Source organism: Thauera butanivorans (assembly GCF_048398245.1).
Taxonomy (GTDB): Bacteria; Pseudomonadota; Gammaproteobacteria; order Burkholderiales; family Rhodocyclaceae; genus Thauera; species Thauera butanivorans.
In genome coordinates, this window is the sequence record NZ_CP183038.1 from 3,013,320 (window position 1) to 3,030,360 (window position 17,041).

A 17,041-nucleotide genomic window follows, 5' to 3' on the forward strand; every position below is an offset into this window, starting at 1 on the left:
CACACCGCCCGCCATGTTCAGGCTCTCCGCACGGACTTCGCCCGGCCCGCCGCCTCGATGTCGCGCATGAAGGCGGCGCTGGCCGCCCGCGTCGCCGCGGCAGCATCGAAACGCGACAGCGTGGCAGTCAGGTCGTCGTGCTCGACTTCGCCCAGCCATTCCAGCGGCAGGCCGACGTGGCGCCGGACCAGTGCATTCAGACCGGCGAAGAACCGCGCGGCATCGTCACGGTCGCGCGCACGGCAGACTGCGACATGGGCGGAACCCGCGCCGGCGGCGGCCAATGCCTTGAGCGTGCGATAGGCCTCGGTGGCCCCGCTCGCGCTCGCCTCCACCACCAGCAGGCGGCGCGGCGCGGCAGCGACGAAGGGGGAGGGTTCGGCCGCCGTTTCACCAGCGGCATGCACCAGCACGAAGCTGGCATGGCGGTGCAGGATGCGCAGCGCCTCGACCAGGCAGGCGCGGCGCGCATCGTCCAGCAGGGGCAGCGCCAGTGCGGCAGCCACCGCCGGCACGCGGCCGAGCAGGCCAGGCGAGGGTTGCAGCACGTCGGCCAGCGTGCTGCGGCCGTCGAGCAGTTGCAGCAGGTCCGGCCCGGGCGCCTGGCGCAGTACCTCGCCCAGCCCGGCTTCGCCTTCGGCCTCGTCCAGGATCAGCACCCGCTCGGCGTGGCCGGCGATGCGATGCGCAGCCAGCACCGCGTTGTGCGCACGGCGGCGGCCGCAGGCATAAAGTGCCAGCACCTGCGGCGGCACGCGGCGGAACAGGCGCCTCAACCCTGCCGCCTGGTCTTCTCGTCGGTCGATCATCTCAGGCACCTCCGGCCGCGGCCAGCATCATTCCCGTCTCGTCACCGTTCAGATGCCAGGGCGATTCGGCCCCCTGCCCGCGCAGCGCGCGATGCAGCAGATAGGCCCGGTTGGGCAGGTGCAGGTCTTCCGGCACCCGCTGGCCGTTGGTCAGGTAGCGGATCCCGAGCCGGTGGCGCACGGCGACGTCGAGCGCCGGCGCCAGGGAGGCGGCCTCGTCCACCTTGGTGAAGATGCAGCCCGCCAGGTCGTCCCCGGCATAGGCGCGCACCACGTCGTCCAGCGTGTCGCCGCGCGCGGTGGCATTCAGCAGCAGCAGGCGGCGGACGTCGCCGGCGCCGCTCAGCATCGCCGCCTGCTCGGCCACCATGCGGTCGCGCTGGCTCATGCCCATGGTGTCGATCAGCACCATATGCTTGTTGCGCAGGCCGGCCAGGGTCTGGCGCAGATCGGCGGCGTCGCGCACCGAGAATACCGGCACGCCCAGGATGCGGCCATAGATGCGCAGTTGCTCCTGCGCACCGATGCGGTAGCCATCGGTGGTGATCATCGCCAGCCGGCTGGCGCCGTGGCGCACCACGCAGCGCGCGGCGAGCTTGGCCGTGGTGGTGGTCTTGCCGACACCGGTCGGCCCGACCAGCGCGAACACGCCGCCCTGGTCGATCACGTCGTCGTCCGAGGCGTGGGCGCGCATCATGCGGTCGAGCAATGCGCCCGCCGCCTCGCGCGCCTCGATCCGGCCCGCCTCCTCGGGCACCGCCGCGGACAGCTTGCGCGCGGTGGCGGCGGAAAAGCCGGCTTCGAGCAGTTCGCCCATCAAGGCCGCGCGGCCCGGCGCCTGGCGCTGGGTTTCGCCCCAGGCGAAGCCGGCAAGCTGGCGCTCGATCATGCCGCGAATGCCGGACAGCTCTTCCATCAGCCGGGCATTGGTTTCCTGCAGCTCACGCACGCGGGCACTGCCGGAATCCTCGGCCGGCGCGGACACAGGAGCCGAAGCCGGCGCAGGCCGGCTGCGCATGGCGAAGTCGGCCGTCTCGATACGCGGCGGCGAGAAAGGCCGGATGACGGGCTGCTGGGGGGCGGCCGGAGCCGGACGCGCCGCATTCCGGGCCGCATTGGCTGCCAGTGCGGACAGGCTGACGCGGAAATCGTCCTCGGCCGCTTCGGGGGCGAGCGCTCGCGGGCCGGGCTGGACGAAAGGCTCAGGCGCCGCCGCCTTCGCGGCAGGCCTTGCCGCAGCCGCCGTTTTCTCCGCAGCAGCCGTGCGCCGGGCCGCCTGCAGCGCACCGACGGCCTCGCCCGGCAGCGCCAGAATCTCCACGCCACCATCGACGGCACGGTTCGACAGCACGATCGCATCGGGGCCGAGCTCTTCCTTCAGCTCGCGGAGCGCTTCGCGGGCAGTGGGAGCAAAGTAGCGTTTGACGTTCATGGCGTTTCTCCAGGCAGCCGGACTTTGGCCGCAGCTTGAGGAGGATTATCCCGAGCGGGGCGCGCATCCCTTGGGCCGAATAAACCGCGTTTCACCCGCTTATTCGATGCTCTGGGCAGAACGTGGTTGCTGGGTTTCGCCTCCGGCTCACCCCTTGCGCGGCCCCACTCATCCTACGTCGATGCCCTGGGTAGGATGGGTAGAGTGCAGCGAAACCCATCAATCGTGCCGATCATCCGTTCTGCCCGATCATCGCCGTGACACGGATGGTGCGGGACTCGGGCACTTCGCTGTTGGAGATCACCTTCAGCGAAGGCACGGCGCGGCGCAAAAAGCGCGACAGCAGCATGCGCAGCTGCGAGGGCACCAGCAGCACCGGCGGGAGGCCGATTTCTTCCTGGCGCTGGGCGATCTGCGCGGTCTGGCGCAGCAGCGTGTCGGCCAGCCCCGGCTCGATCGCGCCGCCCTCGCCGCCCGCGCTCATGGCCTGCATCAGGATGCGTTCCAGGCCGGGCTCCAGCGCCATGACGTTGACTTCGGCGTTGCCGGGGAACAGGCCCTGGATGATCGCGCGGCCCAGCGCCTCGCGCACCTTGAGCGTGAGCTGCACCGGGTCCTGCGTGCGCGCCGCCTGCTCGGCCAGCACTTCGATGATGCTGCGCATGTCGCGGATGTTGACGCCTTCTTCGAGCAGGTTCTGCAGCACGCGCTGCACGGTGCCGACCGGCAGCAGCTTGGGCACCAGGTCTTCGATGAGCTTGGGCGAATCCTTGCCGACGTGGTCGAGCAGCGCCTGCGTTTCCTGGCGGCCGAGCAGTTCGGCGGCGTGGTTGAGGATGACGTGGTTGAGGTGGGTGGCGACCACCGTGCTGGCATCGACCACGGTGTAGCCCAGTGCATGCGCCTGCTCGCGCATGCCGTTCTCGATCCAGAACGCCGGCAGGCCGAAGGCCGGGTCGGTGGTTTCGCGCCCCTGCAGCGGGCCGGACACGTGGCCGGGGTCGATCGCCAGCAACTGCCCCGGATAGGCCTCGCCGGCGCCGACTTCGACGCCCTTCAGCGCGATGCGGTAGGCGTTGGGCTTCAGTTCCAGATTGTCGCGGATATGCACCGGCGAGGACAGGAAGCCGACTTCCTGCGCGAATTTCTTGCGCAGGCCGCGGATGCGCTTGAGCAGTTCGCCGTCCTGGCCCTTGTCGACCATCGGGATCAGCCGGTAGCCCACTTCCAGGCCGAGCACGTCGACCTGCGACACGTCGTTCCAGCTCGCCTCCTGGGCATCCGGCTGCGGCATCGCGGCCTGCGCCGCGGCCTCGGGCGCCGCAGCCGCGGCCACGTCCTCGATCATGCGCTTGCGCCGCATCCAGGCCAGGCCGCCGAGCGTGCCGGCCAGCAGCAGGAAGACGAGGTTGGGCATGCCGGGGATCAGGCCCAGCACGCCGATGATGCCGGCCGCCAGCGTCATCACCTGCGGATTGGAGAACAGCTGGCCGATCACCAGGCCGCCGATGTCGCCGTCGTCGCCGACGCGCGACACCACCAGGCCGGCCGCCACCGAGATGATCAGCGCCGGGATCTGCGCCACCAGGCCGTCGCCGATGGTCAGCAGCGTGTAGGTGTGGGCTGCCTCGCCCGCCGCCATGTCGTGCTGCATGACGCCGACGAACAGGCCGCCGACGATGTTGATGACGAGGATGATGATGGCGGCGATGGCGTCGCCGCGCACGAACTTGGACGCACCGTCCATCGCGCCGTAGAAATCCGCTTCCTGCGCGATCTCCTTGCGCCTGGCCTTGGCCGTCTTCTCATCGATGAGGCCGGCGTTGAGGTCGGCGTCGATCGCCATCTGCTTGCCGGGCATCGCGTCCAGCGTGAAGCGCGCCGACACTTCGGCGATGCGGCCCGCCCCCTTGGTGATGACGACGAAGTTGATGATGGTGAGGATCACGAAGACGACGATGCCGACCGCGGTGTTGCCGCCGACCAGGAAGCTGCTGAAGGCCTCGATGACCTTGCCCGCCGCATCCGGCCCGCCATGGCCTTCCAGCAGCACGATCCGCGTCGACGCCACGTTCAGCGACAGCCGCAGCAGCGTCGTCACCAGCAGCACGGTAGGGAAGACCGAGAAGTCCAGCGGCTTGCGCGAGTACATCGCCACCAGCATCACCATGATCGAGATGGCGATGTTGAAGGTGAAGAAGACGTCGAGCAGGAAGACCGGCAGCGGCAGCACCATCATGGCCAGCACCATGATGATCAGGATGGGCGCCGCCAACGGGCGCAGGTTGGCCGGGGTCAGCAGCGCGCGCAGGTTCAGGGTGGTGTTCAGGGCCATCGCTCAGTGACTCGTTTCGATGTTCATTCTTCGGCCGCACCGGGGTCCATGCCCTCGGGCACCTGCAGGTCGGCAGGCGCCTCGGGCTGCAGGCCACCCTGCTTCATCCAGGCGTCGAGCTGGTAGACATAGGCCATGACCTCGGCCACGGCGGTGTACAGCGCGGCGGGAATCGCCTGCTCCAGCTCGCAGTGCCTGTACAGCGCACGCGCCAGCGGCGGCGCTTCCAGCAGCGGCACCTCGTTGTCGCGGGCGATCTCGCGGATCTTCAGCGCCAGTTCGCCGCGCCCCTTGGCCACCACCACCGGCGCGCCCATGCGCTCGGCGTCGTACTTCAGCGCCACCGAGAAATGCGTCGGGTTGGTCACCACGACGTCGGCCTTGGGCACTTCGGACATCATGCGGCGGCGTGCCATCTCGCGCTGCATGGCGCGGATGCGGCCCTTGACCTGCGGATCGCCTTCCTGTTCCTTGCTCTCGCGCTTGACCTCTTCCTTGCTCATGCGCAATTTCTTGTGGTACTGCCAGAGCTGGAAAGGCACGTCCATCAGCGCCAGCAGCCCGAGGCTGGCGGCGATCAGCACCGCGGCGAAGATCACCGTGCCGGCGAAGTCGGCCATGCCGGCCTCGATCGGCGTCACCATCAGGTCGAGCAGGTGGTCCTTGTTCGACCACAGCACCATCGACGCCACGCCGCCGATGATCAGCGACTTCAGGATCGCCTTCACCATCTCCATCAGGCCGTGCGCCGAGAACATCCGCCCCAGGCCCTTGATCGGGTTCATGCGGCCGAAGTTGGGCCCCAGCGCCTTGGGCGCCAAGTTCAGCCCGCCCAGCACGATCGGCGCCGCCACCGCGGCGACCAGCAGCGTCAGGAACAGCGGCATCAGCATCAGCAGCGCGCCGCTCAACTGGCCGCGCAGCACGTCGAGCATCAGCGCGACGTCGAACACCGTCTCGCGCTCGAAGGAAAAGCCTGTACGCACCACCGCCAGCATGCGCTCGGCCATCCAGCCGCCGAGCAGCCACAGCGCCAGCACGCCGGTGATGGTGACGAAGAAAGTCGACAGTTCCCGCGACTGCGGGACCTGGCCTTCCTCGCGCGCCTGTTCCAGCCGTCGCGGTGAGGGGGCTTCTGTTTTTTCGAGATCGCTTTCTTCGGCCACGGCCGGCTCCATGTGCGCCCCGCCGCGCGGCAAAGGGCGCGGGCGCGGGGCGACGTGTGCGGATTATCGGCCGTGGCCGGCAATATCTGCCGGCCGAAAAAAGGCGCTAAAGGGCCGCTATTCGTCCCTTTCCATCAGGGGCATCAAGGCCCGATCAGCTTCCCGAGGGCAGGCGGTCGAAGCCGCGCAGGGTGTCGCCGGCCTCGATGCCGCGCTCGCGGAACCAGCCCTGGTTCATCTCCAGTGCGAAGCGCGCGGGGGCGGCAGCGCAGTGGTTGTCCTCGGAGTGCGGCTGCATGTCCTCGATGTTGATGATCCTTCCCTGCGTGTCGATGAAGGCCACCGACAGCGGCAGAAAAGTGTTCTTCATCCACATGCAGTGGGTCGCGTCCTGGGTGAACACGAACACCATGCCCCGTTGCGCCGGCATGGACTTGCGATTCATCAGGCCGAGTTGGCGCGTCTGCGGCGTATGAGCGATTTCGGCCTCGATCCGGTACATGCCTGCCCCCAGTTCCGCCACCGGCATCGCCACGTCCGCCAGCCCGGCGCCCGACGACAAGGCCATACCGGTTGCCAGCGCCGCCTTCCAGAAAACCGCCATCCGCGTCATCCTTTCGCTCCTTTGCCTGGACCCTTGTCAGCGCGACGCATCTTACCCGCGCCAACGCCAGACCGGGAACGCGAATCCGCCGTGCGCATCGTTCCGCCACCCCGCCCGGCCGGCCTGGCACGCCCGCTGGCAACAGGTTTCCCAGCAATTCGACCCGCCCTGCCCGTTTTATCCGCGGCAGGCAGATCCGGCACCGCCACCTCCCGCCACTCCCCCGGCTGCAGGCCGTCCAGCCGCCACGGCCCGATCGCCACACGGATCAGCCGCAGGGTCGGAAAGCCGATCTTCGCCGTCATCCGCCGCACCTGCCGGTTCTTGCCTTCGCGCAGCACGATCTCCAGCCAGGCAGTCGGCACCGTCTTGCGAAAGCGCACCGGCGGGTTGCGCGGCCACAGCCACTCCGGCTCGACCACCCGGCGCGCATCGCAGGGCCGGGTATGGAAATCGCCCAGATCCAGCCCGGCGCGCAGTTGCGCCAGCGCCGCCTCGTCCGGCCCGCCCTCGACCTGCACGAGATAGGTCTTGGGCTGCTTGTGGCGCGGGTCGGCAATGCGGTGCTGCAAGGCGCCGTCGTCGGTCAGCAGCAGCAGACCTTCGCTGTCGGCATCGAGCCGGCCGGCGGCATAGACGCCGGGCACCGGAACGTGGTCTTTCAGCGTGGCCTGCCCGGCCTCGCCGGAGAACTGGCACAGCACGCCATAGGGCTTGTTGAGGAGGATCAGGCGGGACATGGACGGGATGATACCTGCCGATTCGGGCATCACATCCGGAACGCAGGACAATCGCACGAATACCGCTGTCGCCTTTTTGGGCACGAAAACTCCCCTCCCCGACCCTTTCCACGGCAATGTCGGTCGATGGATGGCGCTGCGCCTGCTGACCTATGTCTGCCTGCTGTACCAAGATTTGATTCGCGGAGGACAGGTCAAATCGGGCGGCAAGCTGCCGCCGGTTTTCCCGCTGGTGCTCTACAACGGACAGCCGAAGTAGGCTGCGACGCAGGAAGTCGCTGATTTGATCGCCGCGCCCGGCGGGCTGGCGCGCTGGAGCCCGCGCTTTCGCCATCACCTGCTCGACCAAGGGAGGGTATCGGAGAAGGAACTGCGGCGCCTGCCGGACAACCTGATGGCGCGACTGATCGAGCTGGAAACCCATCTGCCCGATGATCCGTTCATCCGCGAAGTGACCCAGGCGCTGGCGGAACACCTCAAAGACCCTGCCTTCGACAGCCTGCGCCGGGCCTTCGTGGTGTTCTACAATCGGACCATTCTCTCGAAACTCGATGCGAGCCAGAGCATCGAACCCCCGAATGACCTGCAGGAGATCGACACCATGCTTGCCGAACGTATCGACCAGTGGCTGGAGGGCATCCGCCAAGAGGGGGTGCTCAAGGGAGAGCAGGAAGGCTTGCTCAAAGGCAAGCGGGTCGAGGCTGTACGGATGTTGAGTCAGCTGCTTCGCCTGCGTTTCGGCGAACTGCCCACCTGGGCGGAGGAACGACTGGCGCGGGCGCCGCTGGGACAGCTCGAAGGCTGGATCGATGCGGTGCTGGCGGCGGAAACACTGGAAGGAGTGATCGGACCGGAAGGCTGAGATCGCGGCCTGGCGGAGATGGGTGAAAAAACGCGGGAAGCCGCGCAATTGGCCGGGGAAACCGGCGCGATTGCGCGGTTTTTTGTGTAAACAGAGAGAGAAAAGCGTACAGGCTTCATGCGACTGCCCTGATCCGGAACGGCAGATCGGCTTGTTGATAAGAACAATTCTTAATATCATCACCCGATATCGCCCGCCTCCGCGCTCTTCATGCACACCCCGCCGCCCTCGCTGCGACAAACCGCCGACCTGCTCTACCGGGATCACCACCAATGGCTGCGGGGCTGGCTTTCCCACAAGGTCGGCTGCACCCACCAGGGCGCCGACTTGGCGCAGGACACCTTCGTGCGCGTGCTCGGCTCGCACGAACTCGGCAGGCTCGACGAACCGCGCGCCTTCCTGATGACCCTGGCGCAGCGCGTGCTGTACAGCTTCTGGCGCCGCCGCAATCTGGAAAACGCCTGGCTGGAAGCCCTGGCCCAACAGCCGGAAAACTACGCCCCCTCGGCCGAGGACTACGCCCTGGTGCGCGACGCCATCGAAACCCTCGACCGCCTGCTCGGCGACCTGCCGCTGCGCGCCCGCAAGGCCTTCCTGATGAACCGCCTGGAAGACATGACCCATGTGGAAATCGCCCGCAGCCTGGGCGTTTCCCTGGCCACCATCGAACGCGACATCAAGCTGGCCTTCACCCACTGCTACCTCGCCAGCCTCGACGCCATACCGAACGGCATCACCGAAGCGCCCTCCTCCACGCGCCCATGAACACTCCGGCCAGACAGCTCGACCCCATCGCCGAACGCGCCATCGACTGGCTGCTGCGGCTCGACTCCGGCAGCGCCACCGCCGAAGACCGCAGCGCCTTCGAAGCCTGGCTGGATGCGGATCTGCGCCACCGCAACGCCTGGCAGACGATCTCCGGCCTGCTCCACCAGCCCATCGCCACCCTCCGCGAAGCGGAAAGCCATCTCCCCGGCCAGCGCCGCGCCGCCCGTCTGGCACTGACCACTCCCCAGCGCCGCAAGGCCCTGCGCAACAGCGCCGCCGCCCTGCTCCTGCTGAGCCTCGGCGGCTACGCGTTGAACCGCCAGCATCCGCTCGGCACCCTGGTCGCGGACCTGCACACCGCCACCGGGGAACGCCGGCAAGTGCAGCTCGCCGACGGCAGCACCTTGGTGCTCAACGCCCGCAGCGCGGTCGACGTGGAATACAGCGCATCCATGCGCCTGCTGCGCCTGCGCAAGGGCGAAATCCTCATCCACACCGCCCCCGACCCGGCCCGCCCGCTCGTCGTGCAGACCCTGCACGGCCAAGCCCGCGCCCTCGGCACTCGCTTCAGCGTGCGGCAACTCGACACCCACAGCGAACTCGCCGTGCTCGAACATCGCGTGCAGCTCACCGCCACCAGCGGCGCGCAGCAAGTGTTCGACGCCGGCAGCACGGCGTGCTTCGATGGCACCCGCATCCAGCCCCTGGCCGCCTCCGCGGCCACCCACGCCGCCTGGGCCGGCGGCCAGCTCGACGTACGCGACCAGCCGCTGGGCGAAGTCGTCAACGCGCTGCGCCCCTACAAGCGCGGCTACCTGCGCGTCTCTCCGCAGGCCGCCGCGCTGCGCGTGTATGGCGTCTTCCCGCTGGACGACCCTGACGCCGCACTGCTGTCGCTGGCGGAAACCCAGCCCATCGCCATCCGGCGCTACGGCGCGCTGGTTACGCTGGTCGAGCATCGCGGCGAAATCGAATAATTTCGAATTTCCATGAGGGGTTTTGCCGGCCTCGTTGGACATGACTACTGAACCCGTGCGTTCAGCCCCATGTTCAACACCCGCCGAGAAGACTCCATGACCCGCAAGCACCGCCCCAGCGCCCGCCGGCCCCGTCTGCTGCACTGCGCCATCGCCGTATCGCTCGCCCTCGCCAGCCTGACGGCCGCCGCCCAAAACGCCGCACCGGCCCCCACCGCCGCCGAAGCCGCCGCCCTGCGCGCCTGGGATCTTCCCGTCGCCCCGCTGGCTGACACCCTGGCCCGCATCGCCCGCGACAGCGGCCAGCGCCTGTCCGCCGATCCGGCGCTGATCGCCGGCAAGACCGCCGCCCCGGTGCGTGGCCGCTACAGCCCCACCGACGCCGCCCGCCAGGCTCTGGCCGGCACCGGGCTGGAGCTGATCGTCACCGAAAGCGGCACGCTGAGCGTGCGGCCGGCGCCGGTGAGAAAAGGGGATGCAACACTGGCCGCCGTGACAGTGACGGCGCAGGCCATGCAGGAGCAGGCCACCGGCCCAGTGCTGGGCTATGTCGCCAAGCGAAGCATGACGGCGATGAAAACGGACACGCCGATCATCGAGACGCCCATGTCGATCAACATCGTCACGCGCGAGCAGATGGACAGCCAGGGCGCACAGCAGGTGGTGCAGGCGCTGCGCTACACGCCGGGCGTGGCGGCGGACATTCGCGGCAATATTTCGCGCTTCGATCAGATTGCCTTTCGTGGCATCGGCTTTGCGCTCGACTCCTTCCATTACCTCGATGGCCTGCGCCTGCCGCGCGGCGCGTCATACCTGATTCCGCAGATCGATACGCACAACGTCGAGCGTGTGGAGGTGTTCAAAGGTCCGGCCTCGCTACTGTATGGTCAGGCGCCGCTGGGCGGTATCGTCAACTTGGTGAGCAAGCGCCCGGCGGAAGAGCCTTTGCACGAGGTGAGCGTGTCGCTGGGCAGCCATCAACGCAGGCAGATCACCTGGGACAGCGGCGGCGCGCTCGATGAGGATGGCACCTTGAGCTATCGCCTGACCGCTCTGGCGCGCAAGGCGAACACATCGGTGCAGATGACCGAAGAGGAGCGTTTCTACATCGCGCCATCGATCGCCTACAAACCCGATGCCGACACCTCGCTGACCGTGTTCGGCCTGTACCAGCACGATCCCACCGGTGGCTTCTACGGCACGTTGCCGTCAAGCGGCACCATCCTGCCCAATCCGTACGGCAAGCTGCCGCCCGACTTCTTCGACGGCTCGCCCGATTTCAATGCGTTCGACCGCACGCAGGCGAGCATCGGCTATGAGCTGAAGCATCGCTTCAACGAACGCTGGTCACTGACGCAGAACATGCGCTACTGGCGCATGGACTTGGACCAGAGCCAGGTTGGCCAATCGGGCCTGCAGGCGGACTACCGCACTTTGTCGCGTTACGCGCTGTGGTCGCGGGAGAAGATGAACGCGGTCAACATCGACTCCCATTTGCAGGGTGATCTGCAAACAGGCCCGCTGGCGCACAAGCTGCTGATCGGTCTGGACTTGCAGCGCGACCGCTGGACGCAGACCCAGGGCTTTGGCGCTGCGCCGACGCTGGACATCCTGACGCCCGACTACGGCCAGGCCATCATGCGGCCCGCGGCATCGACCAGCCCGGATCGCACGCAACGCCTGATCGGTCTGTACGTGCAAGACCAGATCAAGTGGGGCGGCTGGGGGCTGACGCTGGGCAGCCGGTTCGACCGGGTGAACATCGAGAACAACAACCGGCTGGCCAGCACTCGCACCGACCAGGACATCAGCAAGCTCACCTGGCGCGCCGCGCTGATGCACAACTTCGACAACGGCTTTGCACCATATGCAAGCTACGCCACTTCGTTCGACCCGTCGGTCACGGTCAATCCGTATGGCGATCCGTTCAAGCCGACGACGGGCCGGCAGTATGAAGTGGGCCTCAAGTACCAGCCGCAGGGCACGGATGCGCTCTTCACACTTTCGGCGTTCGACCTGGTGCAGCAGAACGTGCTCACCAGCGACCCTCAATCCCCGCTGCCCAATGCGCGCGTGCAGACGGGTGAAGTCACCTCGCGCGGGCTGGAGTTCGAGGCGCGCTTCAGCCCCGTCAAAGGGCTGAATGTCGTCGGCGGGCTGGCAGCCATCAACCCCAAAGTCACGCGCAGCAACGGCACGGATCTGGGCAAGCGCACGGTGTCGGTGGCACACGGCACCGCATCGCTGTGGGCAGACTACCGATTGGGCGGCGCGCTGGCGGGGCTGACCGTGGGCGGCGGCGTGCGCGTCTCCGGCTCCGCATATGCGGATGCGGCCAACACGCAGAAGATTCCCGGCTACGGCGTGGCCGACGCGATGCTGCGCTACGAGTTGGGTCGCATCAGCCCGAGTCTGCGCAGCGCAACGCTGGCACTGAATCTGAACAACATCTTCGACAAGGCCTACTTCACCTGCAATGCAGCGAACTTCTGCAACTATGGCCAGGGTCGCACCTTCCTCGCGACGCTGAAATATGGCTGGTGAAGCGGTGGATGATCGCCGGCGCGCACTGCTGATGATGCTTGCGATGGGCGCGCTGTATGCCGGCTTCGGCGTGATGATGGGCTTGCTGCAGGGCGGGCTGCCACCCGTGCTGCGCGCCCGCGGCATGCCGCTGGACCAGCTCGCGTTGACCTACGTTCTGTTCCTGCCGCTGGGGCTGTCCTTCGCGTGGGCGCCGCTGGTCGATCGCATTCGGCTGCCCTGGCTGTCGCCCCGCATCGGCTGGATCGTCGCGGCGCAGGCCGTGGCCGTGGCGGGCGTGGTGGCCGTTGCCTTGCTGGAGGACGCACCGCTGACGCTGCTGTTCGGCCTGGGGCTGGGCGTTGCCGTGGCGATGGCGACGATGGACCTGGCGCTGGATGCGCTGGCGGTGGAGATGACGGGCGAATCGCTGAAGCCGGTTGCTGCGGCACTGAAACTCGCTGCGCTGGCGCTTGGCTCGATGCTCGGTGGCGGCGTGTTCGTCGGTCTGCTGGGCAGCCTGGGCTGGCTGGCGACGTTTCTGTCGGTAGCCGCCTTCCTGTCGCTGTCACTCGCGCCAGTGCTCGGCTTGACGCACGCGGATAGCGCGGCCCACGCGGCCCATCAGAGGAAGGCCGCCGGCGTTGGCCGCATGTTCGGCATCCTGTGCCAGCCGCAGCTGCGCTGGCGCGTGGCGATGCTGGCCGTGGCTGGCAGCGTGATCTTTCCATTGAGCGCCCACAACCGCGTGATGCTGGTGGACCTGGGCGTGCCGCTGGAGCGCATCGCGTGGCTGGTCGGCACCCTGCAACCACTGGCCTTGCTGGTGGCATCGCTGGTCGTTGCACCGATGGTGCGCACGGTCGGCCATCGCAGCGCATTGACGTTGCTGGCGGCTGCCGCGCTGCTTTGCGTCGGTCTGCTGCTGGCAGCCTGGCATTACGGGATTCCCGCACTGGCGATTGCCTGCACCGTCGGCATGGCCGGCATTGTCGGCGCGCTGATGGTGGTCTATGCCACGCTGATGCTGTGCTGGGCCGAGGGCGACCAGGCCGCAACCAGCTACGCGGTCATGTTCTGCGGCACGAGGCTGGCGGGCATGGTGGCGACGGTGGGTACGGGCAAGCTGGTTGCCGTGGTGGGCTGGCAGGCTTTTTACGGGCTGGGCGCTGCGGCGCTGCTGCTTTCGTCGGCGTGGCTGCTGCGCGGCCTGCGCAATACATGAGATGAAACATGAGGGTCTTTTGATGAATGTTCCCGACTTTTCCACTCTCCGCCCCGATGCCGCGCTGGCCGATGTCAGCGAATGGCCCGTGGCGCATATCCGCTTCCCCGAGCTGGACGAGCCCGACCGCGTGGGCCGCGTGCTGGGCGCGCTCGACGCGCTGCTGGCGCAGCGCCAGCCGTTCGCGGTGATCTGGAGCATGGCCAGCCACGACCATGACGACGAACCACACGAGGACGAAAAACGCGCCACCATCTGGATCAAGCAACGCAAGGGCGATCTGCGCGCCTTTTGCAAAGGCTATGTCTACGTCGCGCCGACGCAAGAGCTGCATGATCTGCTTGCCGGGCGCTTTCGCACGGTGCAGAAGCTCTACGGCTTTCCGCTGCTACTGGCGGATGACCGGGAAGATGCGCGCCGGCAGGCGCAGGCCCTGCTGGCGGCTTGAATGACGCAGGCACAGCAGCCAGGCGAGCATGCACTGAACATGCACCCATTGCTGTTGCGGTGGCGACTGCGCATGGCTGGGGCATGATCGTCGGGCCGCTGCTGGGCAGTCTGCTGTATGGCATGCATGGCGGCGTGCCTTATGAGGTCATGGCGTTGACGCTGCTGGTGATGGCGATTTCCATCTGTCTGAATCCGTGACCACCCCACGAATCTTTCGCCTCCCGACCCGAATTGCTCCCCATTCCGGCCTCAGCCATGACAACCCCCAAATCCGCGAAGCCGTATACATCCTCCGGGACGGTGGCCGCAGTGGCGCTGTTGCCGGCCTGGCGGCCAGGCCGGCTGCAGGTCTGGGCGGCGGATTGATCGATGCGGCGGATGCGCCCGGTTCACGCTGCGGACAGGTGTGCCGAAGGACACGCCTGCTCCGGCCTGGATCAAACCGCTTTGCCGCCGGGCTTCTCATCGCCTGGCATTGGCACAGCCCATGTTCAAAGTGATCCACGTTACGCCAGGCTGCCTCTCGACCACGATCCGCTCGCCTTCCAGCCGATAGGTCAACAGGCAGTTGTGCCTGGGATTGGAAAGCACGCCTGGATTGAAGATGGCCACGTTCTCTCCGGCAGGCCGGCGAACCGATCGGGTGAGAAGGCCGGGGTGACCCTCCCGGTGGATCCTGGCTCCCACCGACTGGCAGAACCCATAATCCGACGGATGCAGGAGATCCGGGTGTTCGTCGGCTGCCTTGCGGAAATCCAGCAAGGCTGCGCCGCATGCCACCGAATACACCTTGCGCTCGGCAATGACCGCCATCCGCTCAAACCCTGCATCGCCGAGCAAGCCCCGGTACCAGTGGTAAGAGGACTCGTGGACCGTGGTCTCGACCGACTCCGATCCGTACCAGACGCCGTGGCTGCCATCGGAAAACCGGCTGGACTGCCAATGCTTGAACGGCCAAATGATGGCGTTGAACCATTCGGCGTCCTCGAACGGGCGATCGATGACCGGCGTGCCGGATCGGTATGGCGGCGGCTTGACCTCGTCTTCCACCTTCTGCGCCAGCAGCCACTCGGCGGGATCATCCGTCAGGTCATCGAACAGATCCTGCGACTGGCGCAGGGACACGATGTTTCGGGCGACATCCTGATGAACGTCGGCCAGCGTGAGTCGATCAAACACCACGGGCCCGGTCCAGGTAGCCGCGCACCATCAGCAGGCCCGCAAAACCCCACTCCTTGATCACCTCGACGGGCGTCAGGTTGTCGAAGGCCTTGTTGCGGGTGCCCATCCAGCGGTAGGCCAAGTCCCGGTTCTGCGGGAACAGCAGGCGCAGGTTCTTGTGGATACCCAGCAAGTGGCCCACGCGCTCATACTGGTCACGGCTGGTGCCGATCGGTTTGCCGCTGCGATAGTTCGACAGGGCAGCACGATTGCTGGCGGCGATACCCAGCAGTGCAGCCTGATCCTCGGTGCTCAGCTTCCAGTGGTCGAACAAGGCCATGACCATCTTGGCCAGGGCACCACGGTCTTGTGACGCGCTCACTTCGCGCTTGGCTACGGCACCCATGCCTGACTCCTTGTGCGTGATTGGTCAGCGACTTGAGTATAGGATGACGTTTCGAATAGCACAAATATTGTTTTAAATAAAACAATCAGTGCGCCCGCAGCCAACGCGTCGGCAGCGTGGCGAGCAGCACACCCAGCACGGCCACGCCCAGCGCAAGCACCTGGGTGCCGTTGAGCGCTTCACCCAGCACCAGCGCTCCGACCACGCCGGCGGTCGGCGCATTGGTGGGGCTGATGCCGGCGATCATGCAAGCTGATGAGACTCCGCGGTCGACTGGTCAGCCAGTGCTCAGACGCCGCTGCACCACATCGAGCAGTACCTGCGCGCCTTTGACGAGTTGCGCATCGTCGGTGTGTTCGCGCGGATTGTGGCTGATACCACCCCGACTGGGAACGAAGATCATGGCTGACGGCGCAATGCGCGCAATCATCTGCGCATCGTGGCCAGCGCCCGAGGTCATGCGCCGGTACGTGAAGCCGAAGCTCTTTGCCGAAGCTTCAATTTCATCGGCCAGACCGGCATCGAAGACCACTGGCTCAAATCGTGCCAAACGCTCGGTCTCGATCCCGACCCCCTCGCGCTCAGCGATCTCCAGCAGGAAATCGGCCAGCTGCTTTTCGGCAGCCTGCAGGCGGGCCTCGTCCGGATCACGCAGATCCACGGTGAAACTCGCCTTGCGCGGGATGACGTTGATCAGATCAGGCTCCAGGCGCAGCGAGCCGGTCGTGGCCAACGTCGTGTCCGGAGCGGCGGCCACAACCTGCTCGCGCAGGAATGCCACGATGGCCGATGCGACATACCCTGCATCATGGCGTAGCCGCGTCGGCGTGGTGCCGGCATGGTTGGCGGTGCCATGCACGGTGATCTTCTGCCAGGAAATGCCTTGCAGGTTTTCGACCACGCCGATCTCGAGCCCCTCGGCTTCCAGGATGGGCCCCTGCTCGATGTGCAGTTCCAGGTACTCCCGCGGCATGATCGCCCCCGGCTCCATGTCACCCGCGTAACCGATGCGCGCGAGTTCGTTACCCAGACGCGTGCCGTCGGAGCCGATGGTATCGAGCATGGCTGGCAGCGAAGCTCCCCCCGCATAGGTCAGCGAGCCCATCATGTCGGGCTGGTACCGCACCCCTTCCTCGTTGGTGAAAGCAGCCACGACGATCGCACGCGCAGGCGTCACGCCTGCAGCCCGGTAGGCACGAACGACCGCCAGGCCGGCAAGAACGCCGTAGCAGCCGTCCAGCGCCCCTGCATTGCACACCGTGTCGATGTGCGAACCGATCATCAAGGGCTGCAGGCCCGCTCCTTGGTCGGCACCATGCAAGATGCCAAGGATGTTGCCGATGCGGTCGATACGCACCTCGAGCTGAAGCTCCCGCATCCATTGCACGACCAAATCGCGGCCCGCTTTTTCGTCATCGGTCAGCGCAAGCCGGGTACGTCCCCCGTTCACCGGGTCCGCACCGATGGCAGCGAGGGCCTGAATGTGCGCGAGCAGTTGCTCGGCGTTCAAGAAAATATTCGAAGTTTCCATGGTGACTCCCATGCTTTGTTCAGCCGGTAATTTTTTCCAGGCGACGCCCAGC

17 protein-coding genes are annotated in these 17,041 nt (G+C 66.9%); 7 read left to right on the top strand and 10 right to left on the bottom strand.

Features of this window, described 5'->3' with window-relative positions; genetic code table 11:
• Positions 1–17 precede the first annotated feature (17 nt).
• The 6 genes from ACNQFN_RS14600 to ACNQFN_RS14625 form a co-directional block, all read right to left on the bottom strand.
• Positions 18–809 carry a MinD/ParA family ATP-binding protein gene (locus tag ACNQFN_RS14600; protein ID WP_068636413.1) on the bottom strand — a complete coding sequence of 264 codons (792 nt, stop codon included), beginning with the start codon at positions 807–809 and terminating at the stop codon, positions 18–20.
• 1 nt (position 810) lies between these two features.
• Positions 811–2,241 (bottom strand): flagellar biosynthesis protein FlhF, encoded by a 1,431-nt coding sequence (flhF, locus tag ACNQFN_RS14605; RefSeq protein WP_418646849.1) that lies wholly within the window; start codon positions 2,239–2,241, stop codon positions 811–813.
• 232 nt (positions 2,242–2,473) lie between these two features.
• Positions 2,474–4,576: a flagellar biosynthesis protein FlhA gene (gene flhA, locus ACNQFN_RS14610; protein ID WP_068636415.1), complete on the bottom strand. Its 2,103-nt coding sequence runs from the start codon at positions 4,574–4,576 to the stop codon at positions 2,474–2,476.
• Positions 4,577–4,599: 23 nt separating this feature from the next.
• Positions 4,600–5,742 (bottom strand): flagellar biosynthesis protein FlhB, encoded by a 1,143-nt coding sequence (gene flhB / locus ACNQFN_RS14615; protein ID WP_068636433.1) that lies wholly within the window; start codon positions 5,740–5,742, stop codon positions 4,600–4,602.
• Between the two features lie 154 nt (positions 5,743–5,896).
• Complete coding sequence (locus ACNQFN_RS14620; protein WP_068636434.1) at positions 5,897–6,346, bottom strand: DUF192 domain-containing protein; 450 nt, start codon at positions 6,344–6,346, stop codon at positions 5,897–5,899.
• Between the two features lie 5 nt (positions 6,347–6,351).
• Complete coding sequence (locus ACNQFN_RS14625; RefSeq protein ID WP_083953544.1) at positions 6,352–7,086, bottom strand: pseudouridine synthase; 735 nt, start codon at positions 7,084–7,086, stop codon at positions 6,352–6,354.
• Between ACNQFN_RS14625 and ACNQFN_RS14630 the strand changes: the two genes are divergently transcribed.
• From ACNQFN_RS14630 to ACNQFN_RS14660, 7 genes are all read left to right on the top strand, one after another.
• Entirely contained in the window at positions 7,085–7,345 is a 261-nt protein-coding gene (locus ACNQFN_RS14630; RefSeq protein ID WP_418646850.1) for a hypothetical protein, read from the top strand. The two genes, ACNQFN_RS14625 and ACNQFN_RS14630, sit on opposite strands and share 2 nt — an antisense overlap.
• 24 nt (positions 7,346–7,369) lie before the next feature.
• A complete protein-coding gene (locus ACNQFN_RS14635; protein ID WP_418646851.1) occupies positions 7,370–7,948 on the top strand; it encodes a hypothetical protein in 579 nt (192 codons plus the stop codon).
• Between the two features lie 210 nt (positions 7,949–8,158).
• A complete protein-coding gene (locus ACNQFN_RS14640; RefSeq protein WP_418646852.1) occupies positions 8,159–8,713 on the top strand; it encodes a sigma-70 family RNA polymerase sigma factor in 555 nt (184 codons plus the stop codon).
• A complete protein-coding gene (locus tag ACNQFN_RS14645) occupies positions 8,710–9,693 on the top strand; it encodes a FecR domain-containing protein (RefSeq protein ID WP_418646853.1) in 984 nt (327 codons plus the stop codon). Before ACNQFN_RS14640 ends, ACNQFN_RS14645 begins: the two co-directional genes overlap by 4 nt.
• 96 nt (positions 9,694–9,789) lie before the next feature.
• Positions 9,790–12,237 (top strand): TonB-dependent siderophore receptor, encoded by a 2,448-nt coding sequence (locus tag ACNQFN_RS14650; RefSeq protein WP_418646854.1) that lies wholly within the window; start codon positions 9,790–9,792, stop codon positions 12,235–12,237.
• A gap of 4 nt (positions 12,238–12,241) precedes the next feature.
• Positions 12,242–13,441: a hypothetical protein gene (locus ACNQFN_RS14655; RefSeq protein ID WP_418646855.1), complete on the top strand. Its 1,200-nt coding sequence runs from the start codon at positions 12,242–12,244 to the stop codon at positions 13,439–13,441.
• 22 nt (positions 13,442–13,463) lie between these two features.
• Positions 13,464–13,889, top strand: coding sequence for a hypothetical protein (locus ACNQFN_RS14660; protein ID WP_068636421.1), 426 nt, complete (start codon positions 13,464–13,466; stop codon positions 13,887–13,889).
• A gap of 464 nt (positions 13,890–14,353) precedes the next feature.
• On the opposite strand, the gene ACNQFN_RS14665 is transcribed toward ACNQFN_RS14660, so the two are convergent.
• The 4 genes from ACNQFN_RS14665 to ACNQFN_RS14680 all read right to left on the bottom strand — a co-directional run bounded on the left by ACNQFN_RS14665 (position 14,354) and on the right by ACNQFN_RS14680 (position 16,989).
• A complete protein-coding gene (locus ACNQFN_RS14665; protein ID WP_245650886.1) occupies positions 14,354–15,070 on the bottom strand; it encodes an RES family NAD+ phosphorylase in 717 nt (238 codons plus the stop codon).
• Positions 15,063–15,458, bottom strand: a complete 396-nt coding sequence (locus tag ACNQFN_RS14670; RefSeq protein WP_068636423.1) for an MbcA/ParS/Xre antitoxin family protein — start codon at positions 15,456–15,458, stop codon at positions 15,063–15,065. The genes ACNQFN_RS14665 and ACNQFN_RS14670 overlap by 8 nt, the downstream gene beginning before the upstream one ends.
• 85 nt (positions 15,459–15,543) lie before the next feature.
• Positions 15,544–15,705, bottom strand: coding sequence for a hypothetical protein (locus ACNQFN_RS14675; protein WP_174524558.1), 162 nt, complete (start codon positions 15,703–15,705; stop codon positions 15,544–15,546).
• A gap of 30 nt (positions 15,706–15,735) precedes the next feature.
• Complete coding sequence (locus tag ACNQFN_RS14680; RefSeq protein WP_418646856.1) at positions 15,736–16,989, bottom strand: Zn-dependent hydrolase; 1,254 nt, start codon at positions 16,987–16,989, stop codon at positions 15,736–15,738.
• Positions 16,990–17,041: the final 52 nt, after the last annotated feature.

Bases quoted from the DNA above. Each gene is read 5' to 3' on its own strand.
- ACNQFN_RS14645 (WP_418646853.1), top strand. From the start codon at position 8,710: ATGAACACTCCGGCCAGACAGCTCGACCCCATCGCCGAACGCGCCATC.
- ACNQFN_RS14625 (WP_083953544.1), bottom strand. From the start codon at position 7,086: ATGTCCCGCCTGATCCTCCTCAACAAGCCCTATGGCGTGCTGTGCCAG.
- ACNQFN_RS14630 (WP_418646850.1), top strand. From the start codon at position 7,085: ATGGACGGGATGATACCTGCCGATTCGGGCATCACATCCGGAACGCAG.
- ACNQFN_RS14620 (WP_068636434.1), bottom strand. From the start codon at position 6,346: ATGGCGGTTTTCTGGAAGGCGGCGCTGGCAACCGGTATGGCCTTGTCG.
- flhA (WP_068636415.1), bottom strand. From the start codon at position 4,576: ATGGCCCTGAACACCACCCTGAACCTGCGCGCGCTGCTGACCCCGGCC.
- ACNQFN_RS14650 (WP_418646854.1), top strand. From the start codon at position 9,790: ATGACCCGCAAGCACCGCCCCAGCGCCCGCCGGCCCCGTCTGCTGCAC.
- ACNQFN_RS14640 (WP_418646852.1), top strand. From the start codon at position 8,159: ATGCACACCCCGCCGCCCTCGCTGCGACAAACCGCCGACCTGCTCTAC.
- ACNQFN_RS14675 (WP_174524558.1), bottom strand. From the start codon at position 15,705: ATGATCGCCGGCATCAGCCCCACCAATGCGCCGACCGCCGGCGTGGTC.
- ACNQFN_RS14600 (WP_068636413.1), bottom strand. From the start codon at position 809: ATGATCGACCGACGAGAAGACCAGGCGGCAGGGTTGAGGCGCCTGTTC.
- ACNQFN_RS14660 (WP_068636421.1), top strand. From the start codon at position 13,464: ATGAATGTTCCCGACTTTTCCACTCTCCGCCCCGATGCCGCGCTGGCC.
- ACNQFN_RS14670 (WP_068636423.1), bottom strand. From the start codon at position 15,458: ATGGGTGCCGTAGCCAAGCGCGAAGTGAGCGCGTCACAAGACCGTGGT.
- flhF (WP_418646849.1), bottom strand. From the start codon at position 2,241: ATGAACGTCAAACGCTACTTTGCTCCCACTGCCCGCGAAGCGCTCCGC.
- ACNQFN_RS14680 (WP_418646856.1), bottom strand. From the start codon at position 16,989: ATGGAAACTTCGAATATTTTCTTGAACGCCGAGCAACTGCTCGCGCAC.